This window comes from Motilibacter deserti (genome assembly GCF_011250635.1).
Lineage (GTDB): Bacteria > Actinomycetota > Actinomycetes > Motilibacterales > Motilibacteraceae > Motilibacter_A > Motilibacter_A deserti.
This window is the reverse complement of sequence record NZ_JAANNP010000002.1, coordinates 88345-106605: the sequence shown is the minus strand read 5'-3', so window position 1 is coordinate 106605 and position 18261 is coordinate 88345. Positions and strand designations below refer to the sequence as shown.

The 18261-nt window shown below is 74.2% G+C and carries 21 protein-coding genes; 14 read left to right on the top strand and 7 right to left on the bottom strand.

Features of this window, described 5'->3' with window-relative positions:
* Positions 1-68 precede the first annotated feature (68 nt).
* Entirely contained in the window at positions 69-260 is a 192-nt protein-coding gene (locus G9H71_RS05600) for a hypothetical protein (protein ID WP_166279391.1), read from the top strand.
* Between the two features lie 152 nt (positions 261-412).
* Complete coding sequence (locus G9H71_RS05595) at positions 413-1450, top strand: glycoside hydrolase family 16 protein (RefSeq protein ID WP_166279388.1); 1038 nt, start codon at positions 413-415, stop codon at positions 1448-1450.
* 239 nt (positions 1451-1689) lie between these two features.
* Here the strand turns inward: G9H71_RS05595 and moeZ are convergent, their stop codons facing one another.
* Entirely contained in the window at positions 1690-2865 is a 1176-nt protein-coding gene (moeZ, locus tag G9H71_RS05590; protein WP_166279385.1) for an adenylyltransferase/sulfurtransferase MoeZ, read from the bottom strand.
* A 178-nt stretch (positions 2866-3043) separates the two neighbouring features.
* On the opposite strand from moeZ, the gene G9H71_RS05585 reads away from it, so the two are divergent.
* Complete coding sequence (locus G9H71_RS05585; protein WP_231134269.1) at positions 3044-3289, top strand: hypothetical protein; 246 nt, start codon at positions 3044-3046, stop codon at positions 3287-3289.
* Here G9H71_RS05585 and G9H71_RS05580 read toward each other — a convergent pair.
* Complete coding sequence (locus G9H71_RS05580; RefSeq protein ID WP_166279382.1) at positions 3280-3753, bottom strand: MarR family winged helix-turn-helix transcriptional regulator; 474 nt, start codon at positions 3751-3753, stop codon at positions 3280-3282. The genes G9H71_RS05585 and G9H71_RS05580 overlap by 10 nt on opposite strands.
* A gap of 114 nt (positions 3754-3867) precedes the next feature.
* Between G9H71_RS05580 and G9H71_RS05575 the strand changes: the two genes are divergently transcribed.
* From G9H71_RS05575 to G9H71_RS05550, 6 genes are all read left to right on the top strand, one after another.
* Positions 3868-5646, top strand: coding sequence for an ABC transporter ATP-binding protein (locus G9H71_RS05575; protein ID WP_331272768.1), 1779 nt, complete (start codon positions 3868-3870; stop codon positions 5644-5646).
* Between the two features lie 121 nt (positions 5647-5767).
* Complete coding sequence (locus G9H71_RS05570; RefSeq protein WP_166279379.1) at positions 5768-5992, top strand: DUF3107 domain-containing protein; 225 nt, start codon at positions 5768-5770, stop codon at positions 5990-5992.
* A gap of 246 nt (positions 5993-6238) precedes the next feature.
* Positions 6239-7978: a DEAD/DEAH box helicase gene (locus tag G9H71_RS05565; protein ID WP_331272767.1), complete on the top strand. Its 1740-nt coding sequence runs from the start codon at positions 6239-6241 to the stop codon at positions 7976-7978.
* 8 nt (positions 7979-7986) lie between these two features.
* A complete protein-coding gene (locus tag G9H71_RS05560) occupies positions 7987-8499 on the top strand; it encodes a metallophosphoesterase family protein (RefSeq protein ID WP_166280488.1) in 513 nt (170 codons plus the stop codon).
* Positions 8496-9365 carry an alpha/beta fold hydrolase gene (locus G9H71_RS05555; protein WP_166279376.1) on the top strand — a complete coding sequence of 290 codons (870 nt, stop codon included), beginning with the start codon at positions 8496-8498 and terminating at the stop codon, positions 9363-9365. The genes G9H71_RS05560 and G9H71_RS05555 overlap by 4 nt, the downstream gene beginning before the upstream one ends.
* A gap of 80 nt (positions 9366-9445) precedes the next feature.
* Positions 9446-10540, top strand: coding sequence for a hypothetical protein (locus G9H71_RS05550; protein WP_166279373.1), 1095 nt, complete (start codon positions 9446-9448; stop codon positions 10538-10540).
* 241 nt (positions 10541-10781) lie between these two features.
* On the opposite strand, the gene G9H71_RS05545 is transcribed toward G9H71_RS05550, so the two are convergent.
* The 4 genes from G9H71_RS05545 to G9H71_RS05530 all read right to left on the bottom strand — a co-directional run bounded on the left by G9H71_RS05545 (position 10782) and on the right by G9H71_RS05530 (position 13580).
* Entirely contained in the window at positions 10782-11159 is a 378-nt protein-coding gene (locus tag G9H71_RS05545) for a PKD domain-containing protein (RefSeq protein ID WP_166279370.1), read from the bottom strand.
* A 244-nt stretch (positions 11160-11403) separates the two neighbouring features.
* Positions 11404-12015, bottom strand: coding sequence for a MarC family protein (locus G9H71_RS05540; RefSeq protein ID WP_166279367.1), 612 nt, complete (start codon positions 12013-12015; stop codon positions 11404-11406).
* Positions 12008-12856 carry a PHP domain-containing protein gene (locus tag G9H71_RS05535; protein WP_166279364.1) on the bottom strand — a complete coding sequence of 283 codons (849 nt, stop codon included), beginning with the start codon at positions 12854-12856 and terminating at the stop codon, positions 12008-12010. Before G9H71_RS05535 ends, G9H71_RS05540 begins: the two co-directional genes overlap by 8 nt.
* A gap of 43 nt (positions 12857-12899) precedes the next feature.
* A complete protein-coding gene (locus G9H71_RS05530; protein WP_166279361.1) occupies positions 12900-13580 on the bottom strand; it encodes a DUF6758 family protein in 681 nt (226 codons plus the stop codon).
* 84 nt (positions 13581-13664) lie between these two features.
* Here G9H71_RS05530 and G9H71_RS05525 point away from each other — a divergent pair, with 84 nt between their 5' ends.
* From G9H71_RS05525 to G9H71_RS05505, 5 genes are all read left to right on the top strand, one after another.
* Positions 13665-14108, top strand: coding sequence for an NUDIX hydrolase (locus G9H71_RS05525; protein ID WP_166279358.1), 444 nt, complete (start codon positions 13665-13667; stop codon positions 14106-14108).
* A 164-nt stretch (positions 14109-14272) separates the two neighbouring features.
* Positions 14273-14446, top strand: a complete 174-nt coding sequence (locus tag G9H71_RS05520) for a hypothetical protein (RefSeq protein ID WP_166279355.1) — start codon at positions 14273-14275, stop codon at positions 14444-14446.
* 14 nt (positions 14447-14460) lie between these two features.
* Positions 14461-15303: a sugar phosphate isomerase/epimerase family protein gene (locus tag G9H71_RS05515; protein ID WP_166279352.1), complete on the top strand. Its 843-nt coding sequence runs from the start codon at positions 14461-14463 to the stop codon at positions 15301-15303.
* Positions 15304-15329: 26 nt separating this feature from the next.
* Entirely contained in the window at positions 15330-16133 is an 804-nt protein-coding gene (locus G9H71_RS05510) for a hypothetical protein (RefSeq protein WP_166279349.1), read from the top strand.
* Positions 16134-16202: 69 nt separating this feature from the next.
* Positions 16203-16616 carry a hypothetical protein gene (locus G9H71_RS05505; RefSeq protein WP_166279346.1) on the top strand — a complete coding sequence of 138 codons (414 nt, stop codon included), beginning with the start codon at positions 16203-16205 and terminating at the stop codon, positions 16614-16616.
* Positions 16617-16719: 103 nt separating this feature from the next.
* Here G9H71_RS05505 and G9H71_RS05500 read toward each other — a convergent pair whose 3' ends face one another.
* Positions 16720-18252 (bottom strand): hypothetical protein, encoded by a 1533-nt coding sequence (locus G9H71_RS05500; protein ID WP_166279343.1) that lies wholly within the window; start codon positions 18250-18252, stop codon positions 16720-16722.
* Positions 18253-18261 lie beyond the last annotated feature (9 nt).

The window sequence follows — 18261 nt, the reverse complement described above, 5'->3', positions numbered from 1 at the left end:
CCCGTCGCCGCCGCCGTCGTGGATGCGCCGGGCGTGCACCTTCGGGCGGCCTGGGTAGGACCCGGGCCATGAGCGAGACACCGTTCCCCGAGCCGCCCGTCACTCCCAGCCCCGAGGCCCTCACCGATGAGCCCGACAACTCGCTGCTCGACTCCCCGGAGTCCGTGCGCGACGCCGTCCAGGGCACCGGCACCACCGACGAGGACCCGGGGTCCTACCTCACGCCCGACAACATGGGCATGCGCAACACGGACGTCTGATCGGCCCGCGCTGAGCGCGGAACGTCCCGAGACGCCCGGACCGCACCCCTATTGCCTGAGAGAACCGGAACTCCATAGAGTGCGCCCCGGAGAGCTTTCCGGGGCGCGCGTGAACCCGTCCGTCGCCCCAGCACGAGACGAGGGAGTCTCCGATGAAGCACCCCATCCGCGCGCTCTGCGCCGCCGGCGCGGCGGCGGGCCTGGCCGCCGTCACGATCACGGCCGGCGGGCCCGCCGCCTCGGCCGGCCCGGTGTCCCCCGCGGCCAAGGCCCGCCCCGGCCAGTTGTTCTACGACGACTTCTCCGGCAGCGCGCTCGACCGGACCAAGTGGAACGTCGTCGTGCAGACGCGGACCAACCAGATCGTCAACAACGAGCAGCAGGCCTACGTCGACAGCCCGTCGACGGTCTACCTGTCCAAGGACAGGAGCGGCGAGGCCAAGGGCGCCTCGGGCGGAGTGCTCGTCCTGAAGGCCAACTACTCCCCTGGCACCGTGCTCACCGGCGGCACACGGGACTTCACCTCCGGCCGCATCAACACCAGCGGGAAGTTCGACCTGACGCACGGCTCGGTCTCCGCGCGCATCAAGCTGCCGGCCGGCGAGGGGCTCTGGCCGGCGTTCTGGATGCTCGGCTACGGCCCCTGGCCGCGTGCGGGCGAGATCGACATCATGGAGTACGTCGGCGAGCGCGACTGGATCAGCGCGGCGACGCACGGGCTGGACTCGTGCGGCCGGAACTACTCCGGCGACTTCGCGCCGGTGAACAAGGCGTACCTCTACCCGACCTACGACGCGACCGAGTGGCACACCTACAAGGTCGACTGGACCAAGACCTCGATGAGCTTCTTCATCGACGGCCACCTGTTCTACCGCGTCACCAAGCCGATGATCTCGTTCTTCGGTGACTGGGTCTTCGACAACCCCGAGTACCTCATCCTCAACCTCGCGGTCGGCGGCGTCTACCCGTTCAAGACGAGCGGGATTCGCCAGCCGTACTACGGCCTGTCCGCCGACGCGCTGCAGCGGGTGAAGGACGGCGAGGCGAAGTACCTCGTCGACTGGGTGCGGGTCGACGCGAACGCCGACACGGTGCGCGGCACGATGCCGAACGGGTCGACGACGCCGCAGCCGGCTCCGCCGTTCACCCCCGCGCCGTGCTCGACGACACCCCCGGCGCCCGCGAGGTAGCACGTGCGGCTCATCGGCGGGATGCCGCACCCTCGTGCAGTCCGATCGGCACGATGCCGCATCGTCGCGAAGTCCGATTGGCACGATGCCGCATCGTCGCGAACCTATGGGCAGAATGCGCCATTCTGCCGATCAGGGCCGGGGGCGACGGTGCGGCGGCGGTGCGGGGGCGGTGCGGCGGCGGACGCGAAAGGCCGCCCGCGCAGACGCGCGGGCGGCCTCCGAGGGACAGCGAGAGGTCAGTACGCCGGCTGGCTCGGGTCGATCTGGTTGACCCAGGCGGCGACGCCGCCACCGACGTGCACCGCGTCCGCGAAGCCGGCGCCCTTGAGGATCGCGAGCGTCTCGGCCGAGCGGACACCGGTCTTGCAGTGCAGGACGACCTGCTTGTCCTGCGGCAGCTTCTCCAGGGCCGAGCCGTTGAGGAACTCGCCCTTCGGGATGAGCACCGCGGTCGGGATCTTGTTGATCTCGTACTCGTTGGGCTCGCGCACGTCGACGATCACGAAGTCGCGCTCGCCGTTCTCGCGCTCCTTGATCCACTGCTCGAGCTGGGTGACGGAGATCGTGGAGCCCTTGACGGCCTCCGACGCCTCCTCCGAGACCGCGCCGCAGAACGCCTCGTAGTCGCCGAGCAGGCCGGTGATCGGCTCGCCCGCCGGGTCCTTGCGCAGCTTGAGCGTCCGGTAGGACATCTCGAGTGCGTCGTAGACCATGAGCCGGCCGAGCAGCGGCTCGCCGATGCCCGTGATGAGCTTGATCGCCTCGGTCACCATGATCGAGCCGATGGACGCGCAGAGCACGCCCAGCACGCCGCCCTCGGCGCACGACGGGACCATGCCGGGGGGCGGGGGCTCGGGGTAGAGGTCGCGGTACTGCGGGCCGTGCTCGGCCCAGAAGACGCTGACCTGGCCCTCGAAGCGGTAGATCGAGCCCCAGACGTAGGGCTTGCCCAGCAGCACGGCCGCGTCGTTGACGAGGTAGCGCGTGGCGAAGTTGTCCGTGCCGTCGAGGATGAGGTCGTACGGCTCGAAGATCCGCAGCACGTTGTCCTCGTCGAGGCGCTCCTCGTGGAGGACGACCTCGACGTAGGGGTTGACCTCGGCGACGGACTCCTTGGCCGAGACGGCCTTGGGCTTGCCGATGTCGGACTGGCCGTGGATGACCTGGCGCTGCAGGTTCGACTCGTCGACGGTGTCGAAGTCGACGACGCCGAGCGTGCCCACGCCGGCCGCGGCCAGGTAGAGCAGTGCCGGGCTGCCGAGGCCGCCCGCGCCGACGACGAGCACCTTCGCGTTCTTCAGACGCTTCTGTCCGACCATGCCCACGTCGGGGATGATCAGGTGACGCGAGTAGCGGCGCACCTCGTCGATCGTGAGCTCGTCCGCCGGCTCGACGAGTGGAGGCAGGGGCACAGCGTTCTCCTTCCGTTCTTCTGCGCAACGCCACCCGCGGCGCCGGGGATTCCCGGGGGCCGGAGGTGGGCACTGCGCCCATGGTCCCAGCCCGAGTGGGTACGCGGGACACCGAAGGCGGCGTGCCGCCCGCAGGCGACGCCGCGACGACCGGACGACCGAGTCCGAGGAGTGCCAGATGACCGACACCGACCTGCCCGGCGACGCCTTTGGAGCCGAGGGCGACACCCCTGCCGGCGGCACGTCAAGGGGCGCAGCCGCCGACCCCGAGGCGAACGAGGCCGACGCGCTGGAGCAGGCCACCGAGCTCGACGACCGGGACACCGGGCCGGCCGAGCCGGTCCCGAGCCTGACCGAGGCGGCCGAGGCCGACCTCGCCGAGCAGGGCCGGGTGGTCGCCTTCGACGAGGACGACTACCGCTGACCCCGGTCGGCCGGCGCCGGGCACTCGGCGTCCGGAAGCGCGTCCACGACCCGGCGCAGCAGCGCCAGCAGCGTCGACCGGTCCTCGTCCGCCAGCACGCCGAAGGCCCGGACTGCGGACTCTTGTGCCCGCCGGCGCAGCTCCGCGTGCACCCGCTCGCCCTCGGCGGTGAGGTGCAGGCGGTAGCTGCGCCGGTTCGCCGGGTCCTGCTCGCGGCGGAGCAGCCCGGCCTGCTCCAGCGGGTCGACCAGGTCGGTCGCCGACCGGGGGCCGATGTGCAGCCGCTCGGCCAGCGCGCCCATGGACGGAGGCTCAGGGAAGCGGGCGGCCGTACGCAGCGCCCGGGCCTGCGCGGGCGTGATCCCGAGGTCCTCGACCTCCGCCCCGGCCGACCGGCGCAGCCGCCACTGCAGCGCGCGCATCGTCTCGGCGATCTCGTAGGCCACCGGGTCGACGCCCGCCATGCGCTCCTCCTCTGCCGGTCAGCTCCGGACAGCTCTGCCGGGAACAAAGGTCGAGGCTACCTCATTATGAGGTAGCCTCACTATTGCTCGATCCTTCGGCTCCCGGAGCTGCCCGTGCCCGCACCCACTCCCAGGAAGGGGACGCCGCGCGAAGGCCGCCGCATCCTCGCCCTCTTCGCCCCGCACCGCCGCCCGCTGGCCGGCGTGCTCCTGCTCATCCTCGTCAGCTCGGTCGTCGGCCTCGCGACACCGTTCCTGCTCCGCGAGATCGTCGACGTCGCGCTGCCGGAGCAGGACATGGGCCTGCTGGCCGTCCTGACCGGGGCCCTGGTCGCGACCGTCGTCGTCACCAACGCCCTGGACGTCGTCCAGACGCTGGTCTCCACCCGGGTGGGCCAGGCGGTGATGCACAAGCTGCGCGTCGACGTCTACGAGCACCTGCAGCGCATGTCGCTCGCGTTCTTCTCCCGGACCCGCACCGGCGAGGTCCAGTCGCGCATCGCCAACGACATCGGCGGCATGGAGTCGGTCGTCACCAGCACCGGCACCGACTTCGTCTCCAGCTTCGCCACCGTCGTCGTGACGACCGTCGCGATGCTCGCCCTGGACTGGCGGCTCGCCCTCGTGTCCTTCGCGATCCTGCCGTTCTCGCTCTGGATGAACCGTCGCATCGGCAAGATGCGCCGCGCGGTCACCGCGGAGCGTCAGCGCCGGCTGGCCGACATGACGTCGACCGTGCAGGAGTCGCTGTCGGTCTCGGGGATCCTGCTCTCGCGCACCACGGGCCGCTCGGACGACCTGGTCGCGCGCTTCAGCAGGTCCTCGAAGGAGATCGCCGAGCTGGAGGCGCGGTCCGAGCTCGCCGGGCAGTGGCAGTGGTCGCTCATAACCCTGTCCATGGCCGCGCTGCCGGCCGTCACGTACCTCTTCGGCGGCTGGCTGCGCGAGGGCGGGACGGACCTGTCCATCGGGACCCTCGTCGCCCTCGTCTCGCTGCAGGGGCAGCTGTTCCGCCCGCTCGCGATGCTCCTGCGGCTCATGGTCCGGATGCACTCGTCGCTCGCCCTGTTCAGCCGGGTCTTCGAATACCTCGACACCCCGGTCGACATCACCGACCGGGAGGGCGCGCGGTCGCTGACCGCCCCTCGAGGCGACGTGCGCTTCAGCGATGTCAGCTTCCGGTACTCCGATACCGGCTCCGACGTTCTGCAGAACGTGAGCATCGACGTGCCCGCCGGGTCCAGCCTGGCGATCGTCGGGGCTACCGGCTCGGGCAAGACGACGCTGGGCTACCTGCTGACGAGGCTGTACGACGTCGGCTCGGGCAGCGTCAGCATCGACGGGGTCGACGTGCGGGACCTGACGGCGGCCTCGCTGGCCGACACCGTCGGCGTCGTGACGCAGGAGACCTACCTGCTGCACGCGACCATCGCGGAGAACCTGCGCTTCGCCAAGCCCGACGCCACCGACGACGAGCTCGTGGCCGCCGCCCGGACCGCACAGGTGCACGACCTGATCGCGGCTCTGCCGCAGGGCTACGACACCGTCGTCGGCGAGCGCGGCTACCGGTTCTCGGGCGGCGAGAAGCAGCGCATCGCCCTCGCCCGCACCGTGCTGCGCAACCCGCCGGTGCTCCTGCTCGACGAGGCCACCAGCGCCCTCGACACCCGCACCGAGCGCGCGATGTCCGAGGCGCTCGCCGAGGTGGCCGCCCAGCGCACGACCATCACGATCGCCCACCGGCTCTCGACCGTCCGCGACGCCGATCAGATCGTCGTGCTCGACAAGGGGCGCGTCGCCGAGCGCGGCACGCATGAGGAGCTGCTCGCACTCGGTGGGAAGTACGCCGAGCTGGTGGCGCGCGACAGCTCCGAGTACGTCCCGGCCGCCTGAGCGCCGAACGGACCGGGGGCCCCCGGGCCGGCCGTGATTCGCGGGCAGTGAACGCGGCCGGGGCGGCCCCGTCCTGCGGGGTAGCCTGCGGCTGCCGTCCAGCCACACAGAAGGAGTCGCCGTGGAGGTCAAGGTCGGGGTGCAGCAGGCGCCGCGAGAGCTCGTCATCGAGAGCAAGCAGAGCGGCGAGGAGGTCGCGGCCGCGGTCTCCGACGCGCTGGCCACGGGCGGCGTCCTCACCCTCGTCGACGAGCGCGGCCGCCGCCTGGTGGTGCCGGTGGAGAAGCTCGCGTACGTCGAGATCGGCGAGCCCGAGCAGCGCCGGGTGGGCTTCGGCGCCCTCTGAGCCGTCGTTGCGGCCGGCTCGGGCGACGACCCGTCACGAGCCGGCCCGCAACGGCCCCAGCGCGCGCGGCGCCGCGCATCCGGCGCGCCGCAGAGTCCGCCATCTCAGGCACGGGCTCTCGTCCCCTCGGCTCGACACCCCGCCCCATCGTTCACGTGCGCACAAGCACGGCCGGCGCGGGTACCATGGAACCGACGTAGCGGGATAGCCCGGTCGGTGCCCCGATCGGCCCCCACACCGACCGCAGTGCGCGCACCCCGGCTCGAGGACTCGCCTCCCGCCGGCGCGAGTGCGCCCCGCCAGAGCCCTGAGAGGCACATCCTGACCAGCTTCAGAGAGCTGGGGGCACTCCCCCAGACCGCCGACGCGCTCGAGGCCGTCGGCATCGTCGAGGCCTTCCCCATCCAGGAGATGACGCTCCCCGTCGCGCTCTCCGGCGCCGACATCATCGGGCAGGCCAAGACCGGCACCGGCAAGACGCTCGGCTTCGGCGTCCCCCTCCTGCAGCGCGTCGTCGCGCCCGAGGACGAGGGCGAGCCGGCCGCGCCGGGCAAGCCGCAGGCCCTCGTCGTGGTGCCGACCCGCGAGCTCGCCGTCCAGGTCGCCAAGGACCTCGACCTCGCCGGCTCGCGCCGCGGCGTCCGCGTCCTGACCGTCTACGGCGGGCGGGCGTACGAGCCGCAGCTCGAGGCGCTCAAGAAGGGCGTCGACGTCGTCGTCGGCACGCCCGGCCGGCTGCTCGACCTCGCCCAGCAGCGCCACCTCGACCTCAAGCACGTGCGCGTGCTCGTGCTCGACGAGGCCGACGAGATGCTCGACCTGGGCTTCCTGCCCGACGTCGAGCGGATCCTCGCCCAGACCCCCGCCGGCCGGCAGACCATGCTGTTCTCGGCGACCATGCCGGGCGCGATCATGAGCCTGGCCCGGCAGTACATGCCCCAGCCCACGCACATCAACGCGATCGACCCGAACGACGAGGACGCGACGGTCGCGAACATCGAGCAGCACGTCTTCCGTGCCCACTCGCTGGACAAGCCGGAGCTGCTCTCCCGCGTGCTGCAGGCCCGCGGCCGCGGGCTGGCGATGATCTTCTGCCGCACGAAGCGCGCGGCGGCCAAGGTCGCCGACGACCTCGCCGAGCGCGGCTTCGCCGCCGCCGCCGTCCACGGCGACCTCGGCCAGGGCGCCCGCGAGCAGGCGCTGCGCGCCTTCCGCAGCGGCAAGGTCGACGTCCTCGTCGCCACCGACGTCGCCGCGCGCGGCATCGACGTCGAGGGCGTCACCCACGTCGTCAACTACGAGTGCCCGGACGACGAGAAGACCTACCTGCACCGCGTCGGGCGCACCGGCCGAGCGGGCAACACCGGCATCGCGGTCACGCTCGTCGACTGGGCCGACGTGACGCGCTGGCAGGTCATCAACAAGGCGCTCCGCCTCTCGTTCTACGAGCCGGTCGAGACCTACTCCGCCTCCGAGCACCTCTACGAGCTGCTCGACATCCCCGAGGGCACCAAGGGCGTGCTCCCGCGGGCCGAGCGCACCCGCGCCGGGCTCGCGGCCGAGCAGGTCGAGGACCTCGGCGAGACCGGGGGCCGGCGCAAGAGCGCGGGCAAGGCGGGCGGCGGACGCTCCGGCGGGCGCGACCGCTCCGGCGACGAAGCGCGTCCGGAGACGGACGAGGAGCCGCGCGAACGGCGTCCGGCCCGCACTCGGGAGCGGCGGCGTACGCGCGGCGGGGCCCCGGTCGCGGCGGGCGACGCAGCCGAAGGCACGGGCGAGGCTGCGGTCGGCGCCGCTGCGGACGTCCCGGAGACCGGGCGCGGCACCAGCGCCGCGGCGCCCGTCTTCGCGGTCGGCGACGACGCCGAGGGCGCCGCCCCGGCCCGCCGCCGGCGCCGGCGCGGCGGCCGCGGGCGCGGCTCGTCCACCGAGGCGGCGGCCGCCGGCGAGGCGGCTTCCGAGACCCCGCTCCAGCCCGCGGAGTAGCCCGCGTGCTGCGGCTGCTCCTGCTCGCGGACACCCACGTGCCCAAACGGGCACGCGACCTGCCGCCGCAGGTCTGGGAGCAGGTCGCGGCCGCCGACGTCGTGCTCCACGCCGGTGACTGGGTCGACGTGCCGCTCCTCGACGCGCTCGAGGAGCGGTCGCGCCGCCTTGTCGCCGTCGTGGGCAACAACGACGGCCCCGCGCTCCGGGCGCGGCTGCCCGAGGTAGCCCGCGTGGAGCTCGAGGGCGTCCGCTTCGCCGTCGTCCACGAGACCGGCCAGGCCCAGGGCCGGGAGGCGCGGATGGAGCAGGCCTACCCGGACGTCGACGTGCTCGTCTTCGGCCACAGCCACATCCCGTGGGACACCACGTCCCCGCGCGGGCTGCGGCTGCTCAACCCGGGCTCACCGACCGACCGCCGACGTCAGCCCGCGTGCACCTCCATGACCACCACGGTGGAGGCCGGGCGCCTCGGGGACGTGGCCCTGCACGCGCTGCCGCCGCGTACCCTCCCGAGGTGAGAACGACGCGGCCCGTTGCCCTGCCCACCGGCGTGCAGCCGGTCGCCGTCCCCGTCGGTGCGGACGCGCTCGCGGGGCTGGAGGCTCGGCCGGCCGGTACGCCGCGCGGCACCGCGCTCCTCGTGCCGGGCTACACCGGCTCCAAGGAGGACTTCCTCGCGCTGCTGCCGCTGCTGGCCGACGCCGGCTACCGCGCGGTGGCCGTTGACCAGCGCGGGCAGCACGAGTCCCCGCGGGCGGGCTCCGACGCGGGCTACGACGTCCCGGCCCTCGCCGCCGACGTGCTGGCCGCCGCCCGCTCGCTCGACGCCCGCGGCGTGCACCTGCTCGGCCACTCCTTCGGCGGGCTGGTCGTGCAGGGCGCGGCACTGGCCGACCCGGCCGCGCTGCGCACCCTGACGCTGCTGGCCACCGGGCCGGGCGCCGTTCCGGAGGGGCCGCGCACGGCCGACCTGCGGCTCGTCCGGTCCACGCTGCCCACCACGCCGATGGACGTGGCCTGGGAGGTCAAGTGCGCGCGCGAGCTGGCCGCCGGGCTCGCCCCCGAGCTGCCGGAGACGCAGGAGTTCCTGCGCCGCCGCTGGATGGGCACCAGCCCCGAGAGCCTCGTCCGGATCGCCGTCACCCTGCTCGAGGCCGAGGACCGGGTGGACGAGCTGCGGGCGCGGCTGGACGCGGCCGGCGTCCCCGTGCTCGTGCTCAACGGCGACCTCGACGACGCATGGCCGCCGAAGGTGCAGGCCGAGATGGCCGACCGGCTGGGCGCGGCGTACGTCCAGATCCCCGGCGTCGGCCACTCGCCGAACTACGAGGCGCCCGCGGCGACAGCCGAGGCGCTGCTGGCGCACTGGGGCAGCGCGCCCTGACCTGCGCTCCCGCCTTGCGATTCGGACACGGCGCCCGGCGGGCGGTGCCGCGGGAGCGTGCGCGCGCCTAGGCTGGCGGTGTGCGGGAGCTGCTCGCGTCCGGTGCCGACGGGGAGCGCTGGAGCGCGCCGACACCCACGGTCGAGGAGCAGCTCGATGAGGTCCAGCTCACCACCGCGAGCGCTTCTGCGAGCGGCCCGCGCGGAGCGAACGGGACCGACCGCGGCGACAGGGGCGACGCGGGCGACCCCGGCGACGGGGACGACTCGACGGCGGCCCGGCCCTGGTGGCGCCGGCCGCGTACGGCCCGCACGCTCGCGCCCCTGCTGCTCGCCGCGGCAGTGGGCGTGGCGTCCGGGGCCTGGGTGCAGAGCTCGCGGGACGTCGCCGCGGACGAGCGGGCCGCCGCCTCAGCCGTCAGCCTCGTCCTCGTCGGTGCGCACCCCTTCGGTGAGGGGCGCAACGGCAGCCTGCGGGTCCGAGTGGAGGTGCACAACGCCGGGCCGCGGCCGGTCAGCGTCGTGGGGCTGCGGCTCGAGGGCGGGCTGCGGGCCGTCGGCAAGCCCTACATCCCGCTGCCGCGCCTGGACCCGGGCAAGCGCGGCGGCTTCGGCCTGTCGGTCGAGCCGCCCGGCTGCAGCGGGACCGGGCTCAGCGACGAGGTGACGGTCCGGGTGCGCACCGAGGCCGGCACCGAGCGCGAGGTGACGATGCAGTCGAACGACCTGCTCGGGCTGTGGACCTACGCGCGCTGCGGCACCCGCAGCTTCCAGAACGCGTACGCCGGGGTGCGGGTGAGCGACGTCGAGCGCCGCGGCGCGCGCACGACGCGGCTGACCCTGGACTTCCGCCGGCTCGACGAGGCGCGCGGCGAGAGCGCGGCCCAGATCGAGTCGATCACGACCTCGATCGGCGGCGTCGAACTCGAGGCCCTGGCCCCGCTGCCGGTCACGGTCAGCTCGGAGGCGGGCGCGCAGGTCCTCGTCGAGCTGCGGGTCGGCGACTGCGCCGCGGTCACGCCACCACTGGACTGGTCGCAGGGCGCGCTCGAGGTGTCCGGCCGGATGGTCGAGTCCTCGGCCCCGACCGAGACGGTCGCCTGGACCGACACCCCGGTCGTCATCGCCCTGGCCAACGCGGTCGCGCGTGCGTGCCCGGAGGTCGACCTCGCTTAGGCGGCCTTCCCACGCCCGGTGGTGGGCGCGGGAAGGCCCCGCCGAGGAGGGGTCGTCAGCGGGGCCTTCGGCCAGAACGCCGTGCTCGCGCACAGGAACAGGAATTCCGACGCGGCACCCGCCGACACCGAGAAATGCCGATCAGCATGCGGGTGCGTGCGCTCAGGAATGCCTGCGGCCGGTCAACCGCAGGATATGCGGCGATTCCGGGGAGAGCGCCCCGAAGATGCCGCCGGCGGCGTCAGCGCACGGTCACCGTGGATGTGACCGACCTGGCCCCCGAGGCGTCGAAGACGATGACCCAGACCGTGTAGGTGCCAGGGGCGGCGTAGCGGTGGGTGCCGAAGACCGCCGGCGATCCGGCCGGCCCGGCGATGGAACCCGTCGACATGCCCGAGCCGTCGCCCCAGTGCACCAGGGCCGACACGCCCTCCCGCGGGCCGGCGAAGGACGAGATCGTCGCCAGGGCGCCCGCGAACGTGACGCCCGCCTTCGCCGAGAGAGACGTCCCGCTGGCCTCGGGGATGGCGTGGGCGGGCGCGGCCAGCCCCACCCCGAGGGCGGCCGTCACCGCGGAGGCCGATGCGAGCGCAGCCGCCCGCGACAATGTCTTTGCCATGTGGGTCGCCATCCTGTCGGTAGGTAGGGCTAACGGACGTTGAACGGCACATGGGCGGCAGGTGTCGTGCCTGCGATTTCCCCGCCCTTTGCCGACAACTGGACGCTAGCCCAGGCCCGACAGGTACTCCACCTCAGTAGTCCTTACATAAATCTATCGGCGTCTCGAAGCCTTCCAGCCGCCTGCGTCGCCGCCACAAATAGCCGTTTTCGTGGGTCAGTGGACGAATGTCCACCAAAGGCCGTCAGGCACCCTCGTTGATCAGGCCGCGCACCGCGTCGGCCACGAGCTGCACCGCGATGGCCGACAGCAGCAGGCCGGCGATCCGGCTCACGAGCACGACCCCGCTCTCGCGGATGACCCGGATGATGACCAGCGAGTAGCGCATGGTGAGCCAGAGCACGAAGTGGACCGCCACGACGCCCGCGGCGAGCGCCACGGCGTCCGCGGGGCCGTCGACGCGCCGGACGAAGACCATGGTCGCGACGATCGCGCCGGGCCCGGCGAGCAGCGGGGTGCCGAGCGGGACGAGCGCGACGTTGACGTCCCGCGACGCCACCGTCTCGCTCTCCTGCCCGGTCAGCAGTTGGAGCGCGACGAGCAGCAGGAGCAGGCCGCCCGCGCACTGCAGTGCGGGCAGCGTGATCCCGAGGTAGTCCAGCAGCTGCTGGCCGAAGAGCGCGAAGGCCGTGATCACGAGCAGCGCGACCGAGGCGGCCTGCCACGCGGTCTTGCGGCGTACGGCCGCCGACCGCCCGCTGGTCAGGCTGAGGAACAGCGGGATCGTCCCCGGCGGGTCGACGATGACGAAGAGCGTCACGAAGACTTCGCCGAAGAACCGCCATTCGCTACCCATGCAGCACCTCGATCGGACCGGTGGCCTGCGCCTGCAGTGACTCCAGGGCCTCGGGAGCGGTGACGTGCTCGCCGAGCAGGTTCGCCTTGCCGCGGCCGTGATAGTCGCTCGACCCCGTGACGGCCAGCCCCAGCTCGGCGGCCAGGCCGAGCAGGCGGGTGATGTCGGCCGCGGAGTGGTCGCGGTGGTGCACCTCGAGGCCGGCCAGCCCGGCGGACGCCATGGCGACGATCGCCGAGTCGTCGAGCACCTTGCCACGGTGACGGGCGAACGGGTGGGCGAGGACGGGCACCCCGCCGGCGGCGCGGACGGCTCGGATGGCCGCGAGCGGGTCGAGGGCGGCGTGCCGCACGTAGAACTCGCTCCGGCTGTGCAGCCACTCGCGGAACGCCTCGCCCCGGTCCCGGACCACGCCGTTGGCGACCAGCGCGTCGGCGATGTGCGGGCGACCGACGGTCGCCCCGTCCTCGACGCGGGCGAGGACGTCGTCCCAGCTCACGTCCACCCCGGCCGTTCGCAGCCGCTCGACGATGGCCCGCGTGCGCGGCACCCGGCTGTCGCGGACGTGGGCGAGGGCATCGCCGAGCTCCGGAGCCGACGGGTCGAACAGGTAGCCGAGCAGGTGCAGGCTCACGTCGCGGTAGCGACAGGAGATCTCCGCGCCGCGTACGAGCGCGAGCCCCGGCGGCAGGGCGGCCGCGGCCTCCGCCCACCCGAGCGTGGTGTCGTGGTCGGTGATCGCCACGACGTCGAGCCCGGCGGCCGCCGCGGCGCGGACGAGCGCGGCTGGGCTGTCGGTCCCGTCGGAGGCGCGCGTGTGGGCGTGCAGGTCGATCCGCATCGACGGGCAAGCCTAGGGCCGGGCCCGCACGCGGCCTGCGGCACTAGGGGGTCGTGCCCGCCCCCGGCCCCGAGCCCGCCGCGGCGCGCTGGCCGGGGCGCGCCGCGAGCCGGGGGGACAGCGCCCCCACCGGCAGCAGCTCGATCTCGTGGCCGAGATCGCGCGCGTCGGCCAGCTGCAGCCCCTCGAGCAGGAGTGCCCCCGCGCTCTCGGGCCAGAGCAGCACGTAGAGCCAGCTGCCGAGCGCCTCGCCCACGTAGGACGCGCAGGAGTCGTCGCCGGCCGCGCACCACAGGGCCGTGGGGTGGCCCGCGGCGTCCACCTTGGCGGCCGGGCGGCCGTCGGGCACAGCGCCGGGGTCCGGGCCAGGCATCCCCGCATAGCGCGCGCCGAGGCCGATCCCCGGCTCCTCGGCGACGAGCAGCAGCTCGCCCATGCCGCCCAGCGGAGCGGGGCCGGAGGCCGCGACAGCTACGGCCCGCGCGCCCGTGCGCTCGTCGCCCGCCCAGCTCACGCCGGTGACCAGCCAGGCGTGCGGGAGCGGCCACGGGAGCCAGACCGGGACCTGCGACCGGCGTACGACGTCGGCGACGACCTCGACGGTGGGCTGGACGACCGGCTGCTGCGGCAGGACCGTGCCGTGCAGGGCGCATCCCCAGCCGCTCGACCACAGGCCGGGAGGCTGCACCGTGCCGCCACAGCGCGGGCACGAAGGCTCTTTCATGGCAGATCACGGTCCTCCGGGTCGAACTGTCCCGTCAACTCAGCGTCCGGTCCCAGGCTCGAGCAGGCCTCGTACGCTGCAACGATGCCGACGTCCGGAGAAGTGCCGGAAGGCGTGCCCCGGGAGGGCTCCGCCGTCGTCGACTGCGTCGGAGCCGTGGTGGTCGACGACGGGCGGCTGCTCGTCGTCCGCCGCGCCCACGCGCCGTCCGCCGGGCTGTGGTCGGTCCCCGGCGGCAAGGTGGAGCCGGGCGAGACCGACGCCCAGGCCGTGGTGCGCGAGGCCGCCGAGGAGACCGGGCTGCGGGTGCACGTCGGGCGGCTGCTCGGCCAGGTGGACATCGAGGCCGCGGTCCCAGGCGTCGTCCTCCGCGTACGCGACTACGCCTGCATCCCGGCCGGAGGCTCGCTCACGGCGGGCAGCGACGCCCTGGAGGCACGCTGGGTGACGCCCGGCGAGCTGCGCGGGCTCGAGCTCGTGCCCGGGCTGCTGGACGCGCTGACGACCTGGGGCGCCCTGCCGGGCTGACGGGCCGGACGCCGAGGTGCCACCCGGTCGCGCCGTTTCTCCTCCGGCCGGCCCGGGAATCGGGTCTCTCGTCCACGACCGGACGCCGCCAGGAACGGCCGGGTACGGCCCGCGGCGGCACGCGGCGCCCGGCCCTCCGTCCCCCGCCGCCCGAGGTGCCCCTCATGGCTCTGCTCGCCCTGCTCCTGCCCGTGCTCGCGCTGCTCGCGCTGGTCTCGACCGCGCGGCTCGAAGCGTGGATGCAATCGGCGCCGCGCCGCTCGCCCGCGCCTGCGCGCAGGGAGGCCGCGGAAGCGCCCGCGCTCTCGCCGGCCTCCACGCTCTCGCCCGCCCGGTAGGGCATCCTTCGGCGGTGCCCCTGCGCTTCGCGTACAACACCAACGGCCTGGCCCACCACCGGCTCGACGACGCCCTGACGCTGCTCGCCGACACCGGCTACGACGGCGTCGCGCTCACCCTCGACCACCACCACCTCGACCCGCTGGCGCCGGACGCCGAGGACGCGGCCCGGGCCCTGCGCCGCCGGCTCGACGAGCTCGGCCTGGCGGTGATGATCGAGACGGGGGCGCGGTTCCTGCTCGACCCGCGCGACAAGCACGAACCCACATTCGTCACTGCGGCTTCTGCCGGCCGGGCCCGCCGCGCGGAGTTCCTGGAGCGCGCGGTCGACGTCGCGGCGGTCCTGGGCGCCGAGACCGTGTCCTTCTGGGCGGGCGTCCCGAAGCCGGGCGTGGACCGCGGGGCCGCCTGGGACTGGCTCGTCGAGGGCGTCGGGCGGGTCGCCCGGCACGCCGCCGCTCGCGACGTCCCGCTGTCCTTCGAGCCCGAGCCCGGCATGCTGGTCGAGCACCCGGGCGAGTGGGAGCGGCTGCGCGACGCCCTGGACCCGGGCCTGCCCCGGCTCCGGCTCGCGCTGGACTCCGGCCACTGCCTCGTCAAGGGCGATCTCTCCCCGGACGACGCGGTCCGCCGCTACGCCGGCGAGCTCGGCACCGTCGCGGTCGAGGACATGCGGCGTGGCGTCCACGATCACCTGGCCTGGGGCGAGGGCGACATGGACGTGCCGGCCGTGCTCGCAGCCCTCGACGAGGTCGGCTACGACCGGCTCGTCACCGTCGAGCTCTCGCGCGACAGCCACCGGGCCCACGAGCTGGTGCCGCGGACCATCGCGTACCTGCGCGCGTCGGCGCCCTGACCCCTCCTCTGTCAGGATCGGGCGCCATGACCGCACTGGCCGACCGCGCGCTGCACACTCCGGTCGGCCCGGCCCGCCGGCAGGGCCACGACCTCGGCGTCGCCGGCGTCGTGCTGGTGTGGATCACGGCCGTCCTGCTGCTCGACCGCGGGGCGAGCCTCGGCCAGCAGCGGCTGCTCGGTGTGGCGACCTGGCTGCTGCTGCTGGGGCTGCTCGCCCGCGAGGCACCGATCGTGCGCGCCCAGACGGCGGTGGTGGTCGTCTTCGCGACGGCGGTCGAGTACACCTTCTCCCCGCTCCTCGAGGTCTACCTCTACCGGCTGCCCGGCGTCCCGTGGTTCGTCCCGCCCGGGCACGGGCTGGTCTACCTCGCCGCGCTCGCGATCGGCCGCAGCCCGCAGGCCCGGGCCCGTCCGCGCGCCCTGGTGGCCGCGACCGCCGTCGCCGGCACGGCGTACGCGGTCTGGGGGCTGCTAGGCCCCGGCCGGCTCGACGTGCTCGGGGCGTTCTGGCTCTGCTGCCTGCTGGGCTTCCTGCGCTGGGGCCGCTCGGCACTGCTCTACGTCGGCGCCTTCGTCGTCGTGACCTATCTCGAGGTCCTCGGCACCGCCCTGCACGTCTGGACCTGGCAGCCGTACGACCCGACCGGATTGGTCCCGATCGGCAACCCGCCGAGCGGGGCGGCCGGCGGGTACGGCTGGTTCGACCTCGCGGCCGTGCTGGCCGCCCCGGCGCTGCTGCGCGCGGTCGCGCGGGCCCGCATGCGCCTGCCGGGACGAGGAGCACCCGCCCGGGGGCTAAGCGGCCGGCCGGACCTGCCGATGCAGTAGGCAGCCGGGCCGCCCGTGGGGACCCGGCGTGTCCGCACGCGCAGCCGTCCTGGCAGAAGGGGTCAGCCGATGAAGTGGAACCTCGGCCGCAAGCGGCTGAAGCTGCAGGCCCACGGCCCGCGCGAGAAGCTGCTCGCAGAGGCCAAGCGGGTCGACTCGGCCTACGAGCAGGGCCTGTGGACCGGCAGCGTGGTCAACAAGTTCGGCTCGCACGGCAAACGCTACGAGGCGACGGTCTGGTACACCGACCGCGACGGGCCGGGGACGTACTCGGTCGAGATCGTCCAGCGCCGCGACGGGCAGCAGAACCGCGTCGTGCTGCGCAAGGACGGGCTCTTCCCGCTGCACAAGGCGCTCGACGTGGTCGACAAGGAGATCGAGCGGCAGGCGAACGCCTCGGACGTCGAGCTCCGGCTGCGCAAGCAGCGCGAGGCCGCCCAGCAGCGGTCGCGTGCCGTCGAGGAGCGGCTGCGCCGGCGCTGACGAGGCACGGCGCACTCACCCCTGAGCACCACGGTCCCCGCAACTCCCCGGAGCAGGGGTGTTGCGGGGACCGTGAACCGCCGGCCGCGCTCCTGCTCGTCGGCTAACGCACCGTCAGGCGGGCGCGCATCGTCCCGTCGTCCTGCATCGTGACCCCGGTGGCCTGCAGCCCACGCCACATCCCGGTGTCGGCGCCGGCCGCGTCGAAGGCGCGGGCCAGGTCGACGAAGAGCGTGTAGCCGCTGCGCGACGCGTCCGGCACCGCACGCTGGTACGCCGGCGAGTACGCCAGCAGCGACCGGTTCGCCCGCATCTCGCCCAGCGCGACCGTCACGACGCCGCCCGACCGGGTCACCTCGACGTCACCACCGGCGTCGGCCTCGGTCACGAGCCGCTGCCAGAGCGCCCGCGTGCGCTCCGGCGTGGACGAGCGCACCCGGAGCTGCCCGGCCACGTCACCGGCCCGGGAGCCCGGGCCGACCGCGACCACCAGGTCACTGCCCGCGAGCGCGCGGAAGTCGGCCGCGGACCGGATGCCGACCGTGCGCAGCTCCCGCTTCTGCGCCGTCGGCAGCGTGGCCCAGGCGTCGGCGAGCGCCGCGCCGTAGCCGGTGATGCCGAAGGCGCCGTAGATGCCGCTCGGGAGTGCGCGGATGAGATCGCTGCCGGCCTTGCCGACCCCGCTCACCGGCGTGCCGAGGATGCGCGTCTTCACCTCGACGTAGCTCGCGTCGAGGTGCACCGCCCCGACCAGGCGCCCGTAGCGGGCCGGGAGCGCACCGCCCGCGGCCGCCCGGCGGACCAGGCCGGTTGCCGTCTCCCCCGACATCGGTGTCCCGCCGGCCAGTGCGGGCGCGAGCGCGGCCCGCGCCGCCTCGCCCGCGCGGCCGTCGATGCCCGCACGCGCGACGAGCGAGGTCACGGCCGTCGCCGTCCCCTCCGTCGCCATCACCGCGTCCAGGTCGACCCACATCTGCGCGACGCGGTCGCCGCTGTTCAGGGCGTCGAGGTCGGCGCTCACCCGGCGCTCCTTGCCGAGCGCGCCGGGCCGGGCGAGCACGCGGTCCAGGCTCGCCTGGTCCTCGCCGAGCAGTGCGAAGCCTCCCTTCAGCGCGTACGCCGTCCCCTCCTTAGCCCGCACCGTGTCCAGCGTCCGGCTCGTGGCCGCCGCGTCCGTCGTGGCGATGGCGACCACGACGTCGACGCCGTCCTCGTCCTGCACGCCCGCGGGCACGGGATAGACGGCGTACGCCGCCCGGTCCCCGGCCCAGGCCTTGATGTCGGCGACGGTCAGCCCGAGCCCGCTCTCCTCCGCGACCGCCGAGATCGTCGACTCCTTCACGCCGTCGAGGCCGCCGGGAGCGGCGCTGCGCAGCACGTCGGCCTTGCGCGCCAGCCGCACCGCGGCGATCTTCTGCGCCGCCGAGGGGTCGAGGTCGACCTTCGCGTACGCGATCGCCCCGGCCGGCAGGACGGCCTCGGGCTGCGGCCCGCCGGCCGCGAGCGCGGAGTAGGCGTAGACGCCGCCGGCGCCGACGACGAGCGTCAGGGCCGTGCCCGCGCCGGCGAGGCGGCGCCCCAGCCGTGGCGGCCGCGCCTCCGCAGCGGGCCTCGACGCAATGGACGTGTGGTTCACGTGCACCTC

Coding starts and splice junctions, on each gene's coding strand:
- G9H71_RS05530 (WP_166279361.1), bottom strand. CDS start 13,580: ATGAAAGAGCCTTCGTGCCCGCGCTGTGGCGGCACGGTGCAGCCTCCC.
- G9H71_RS05525 (WP_166279358.1), top strand. CDS start 13,665: ATGCCGACGTCCGGAGAAGTGCCGGAAGGCGTGCCCCGGGAGGGCTCC.
- G9H71_RS05585 (WP_231134269.1), top strand. CDS start 3,044: ATGACCGACACCGACCTGCCCGGCGACGCCTTTGGAGCCGAGGGCGAC.
- G9H71_RS05545 (WP_166279370.1), bottom strand. CDS start 11,159: ATGGCAAAGACATTGTCGCGGGCGGCTGCGCTCGCATCGGCCTCCGCG.
- G9H71_RS05595 (WP_166279388.1), top strand. CDS start 413: ATGAAGCACCCCATCCGCGCGCTCTGCGCCGCCGGCGCGGCGGCGGGC.
- G9H71_RS05580 (WP_166279382.1), bottom strand. CDS start 3,753: ATGGCGGGCGTCGACCCGGTGGCCTACGAGATCGCCGAGACGATGCGC.
- G9H71_RS05600 (WP_166279391.1), top strand. CDS start 69: ATGAGCGAGACACCGTTCCCCGAGCCGCCCGTCACTCCCAGCCCCGAG.
- G9H71_RS05505 (WP_166279346.1), top strand. CDS start 16,203: ATGAAGTGGAACCTCGGCCGCAAGCGGCTGAAGCTGCAGGCCCACGGC.
- G9H71_RS05540 (WP_166279367.1), bottom strand. CDS start 12,015: ATGGGTAGCGAATGGCGGTTCTTCGGCGAAGTCTTCGTGACGCTCTTC.
- G9H71_RS05520 (WP_166279355.1), top strand. CDS start 14,273: ATGGCTCTGCTCGCCCTGCTCCTGCCCGTGCTCGCGCTGCTCGCGCTG.
- G9H71_RS05510 (WP_166279349.1), top strand. CDS start 15,330: ATGACCGCACTGGCCGACCGCGCGCTGCACACTCCGGTCGGCCCGGCC.
- G9H71_RS05535 (WP_166279364.1), bottom strand. CDS start 12,856: ATGCGGATCGACCTGCACGCCCACACGCGCGCCTCCGACGGGACCGAC.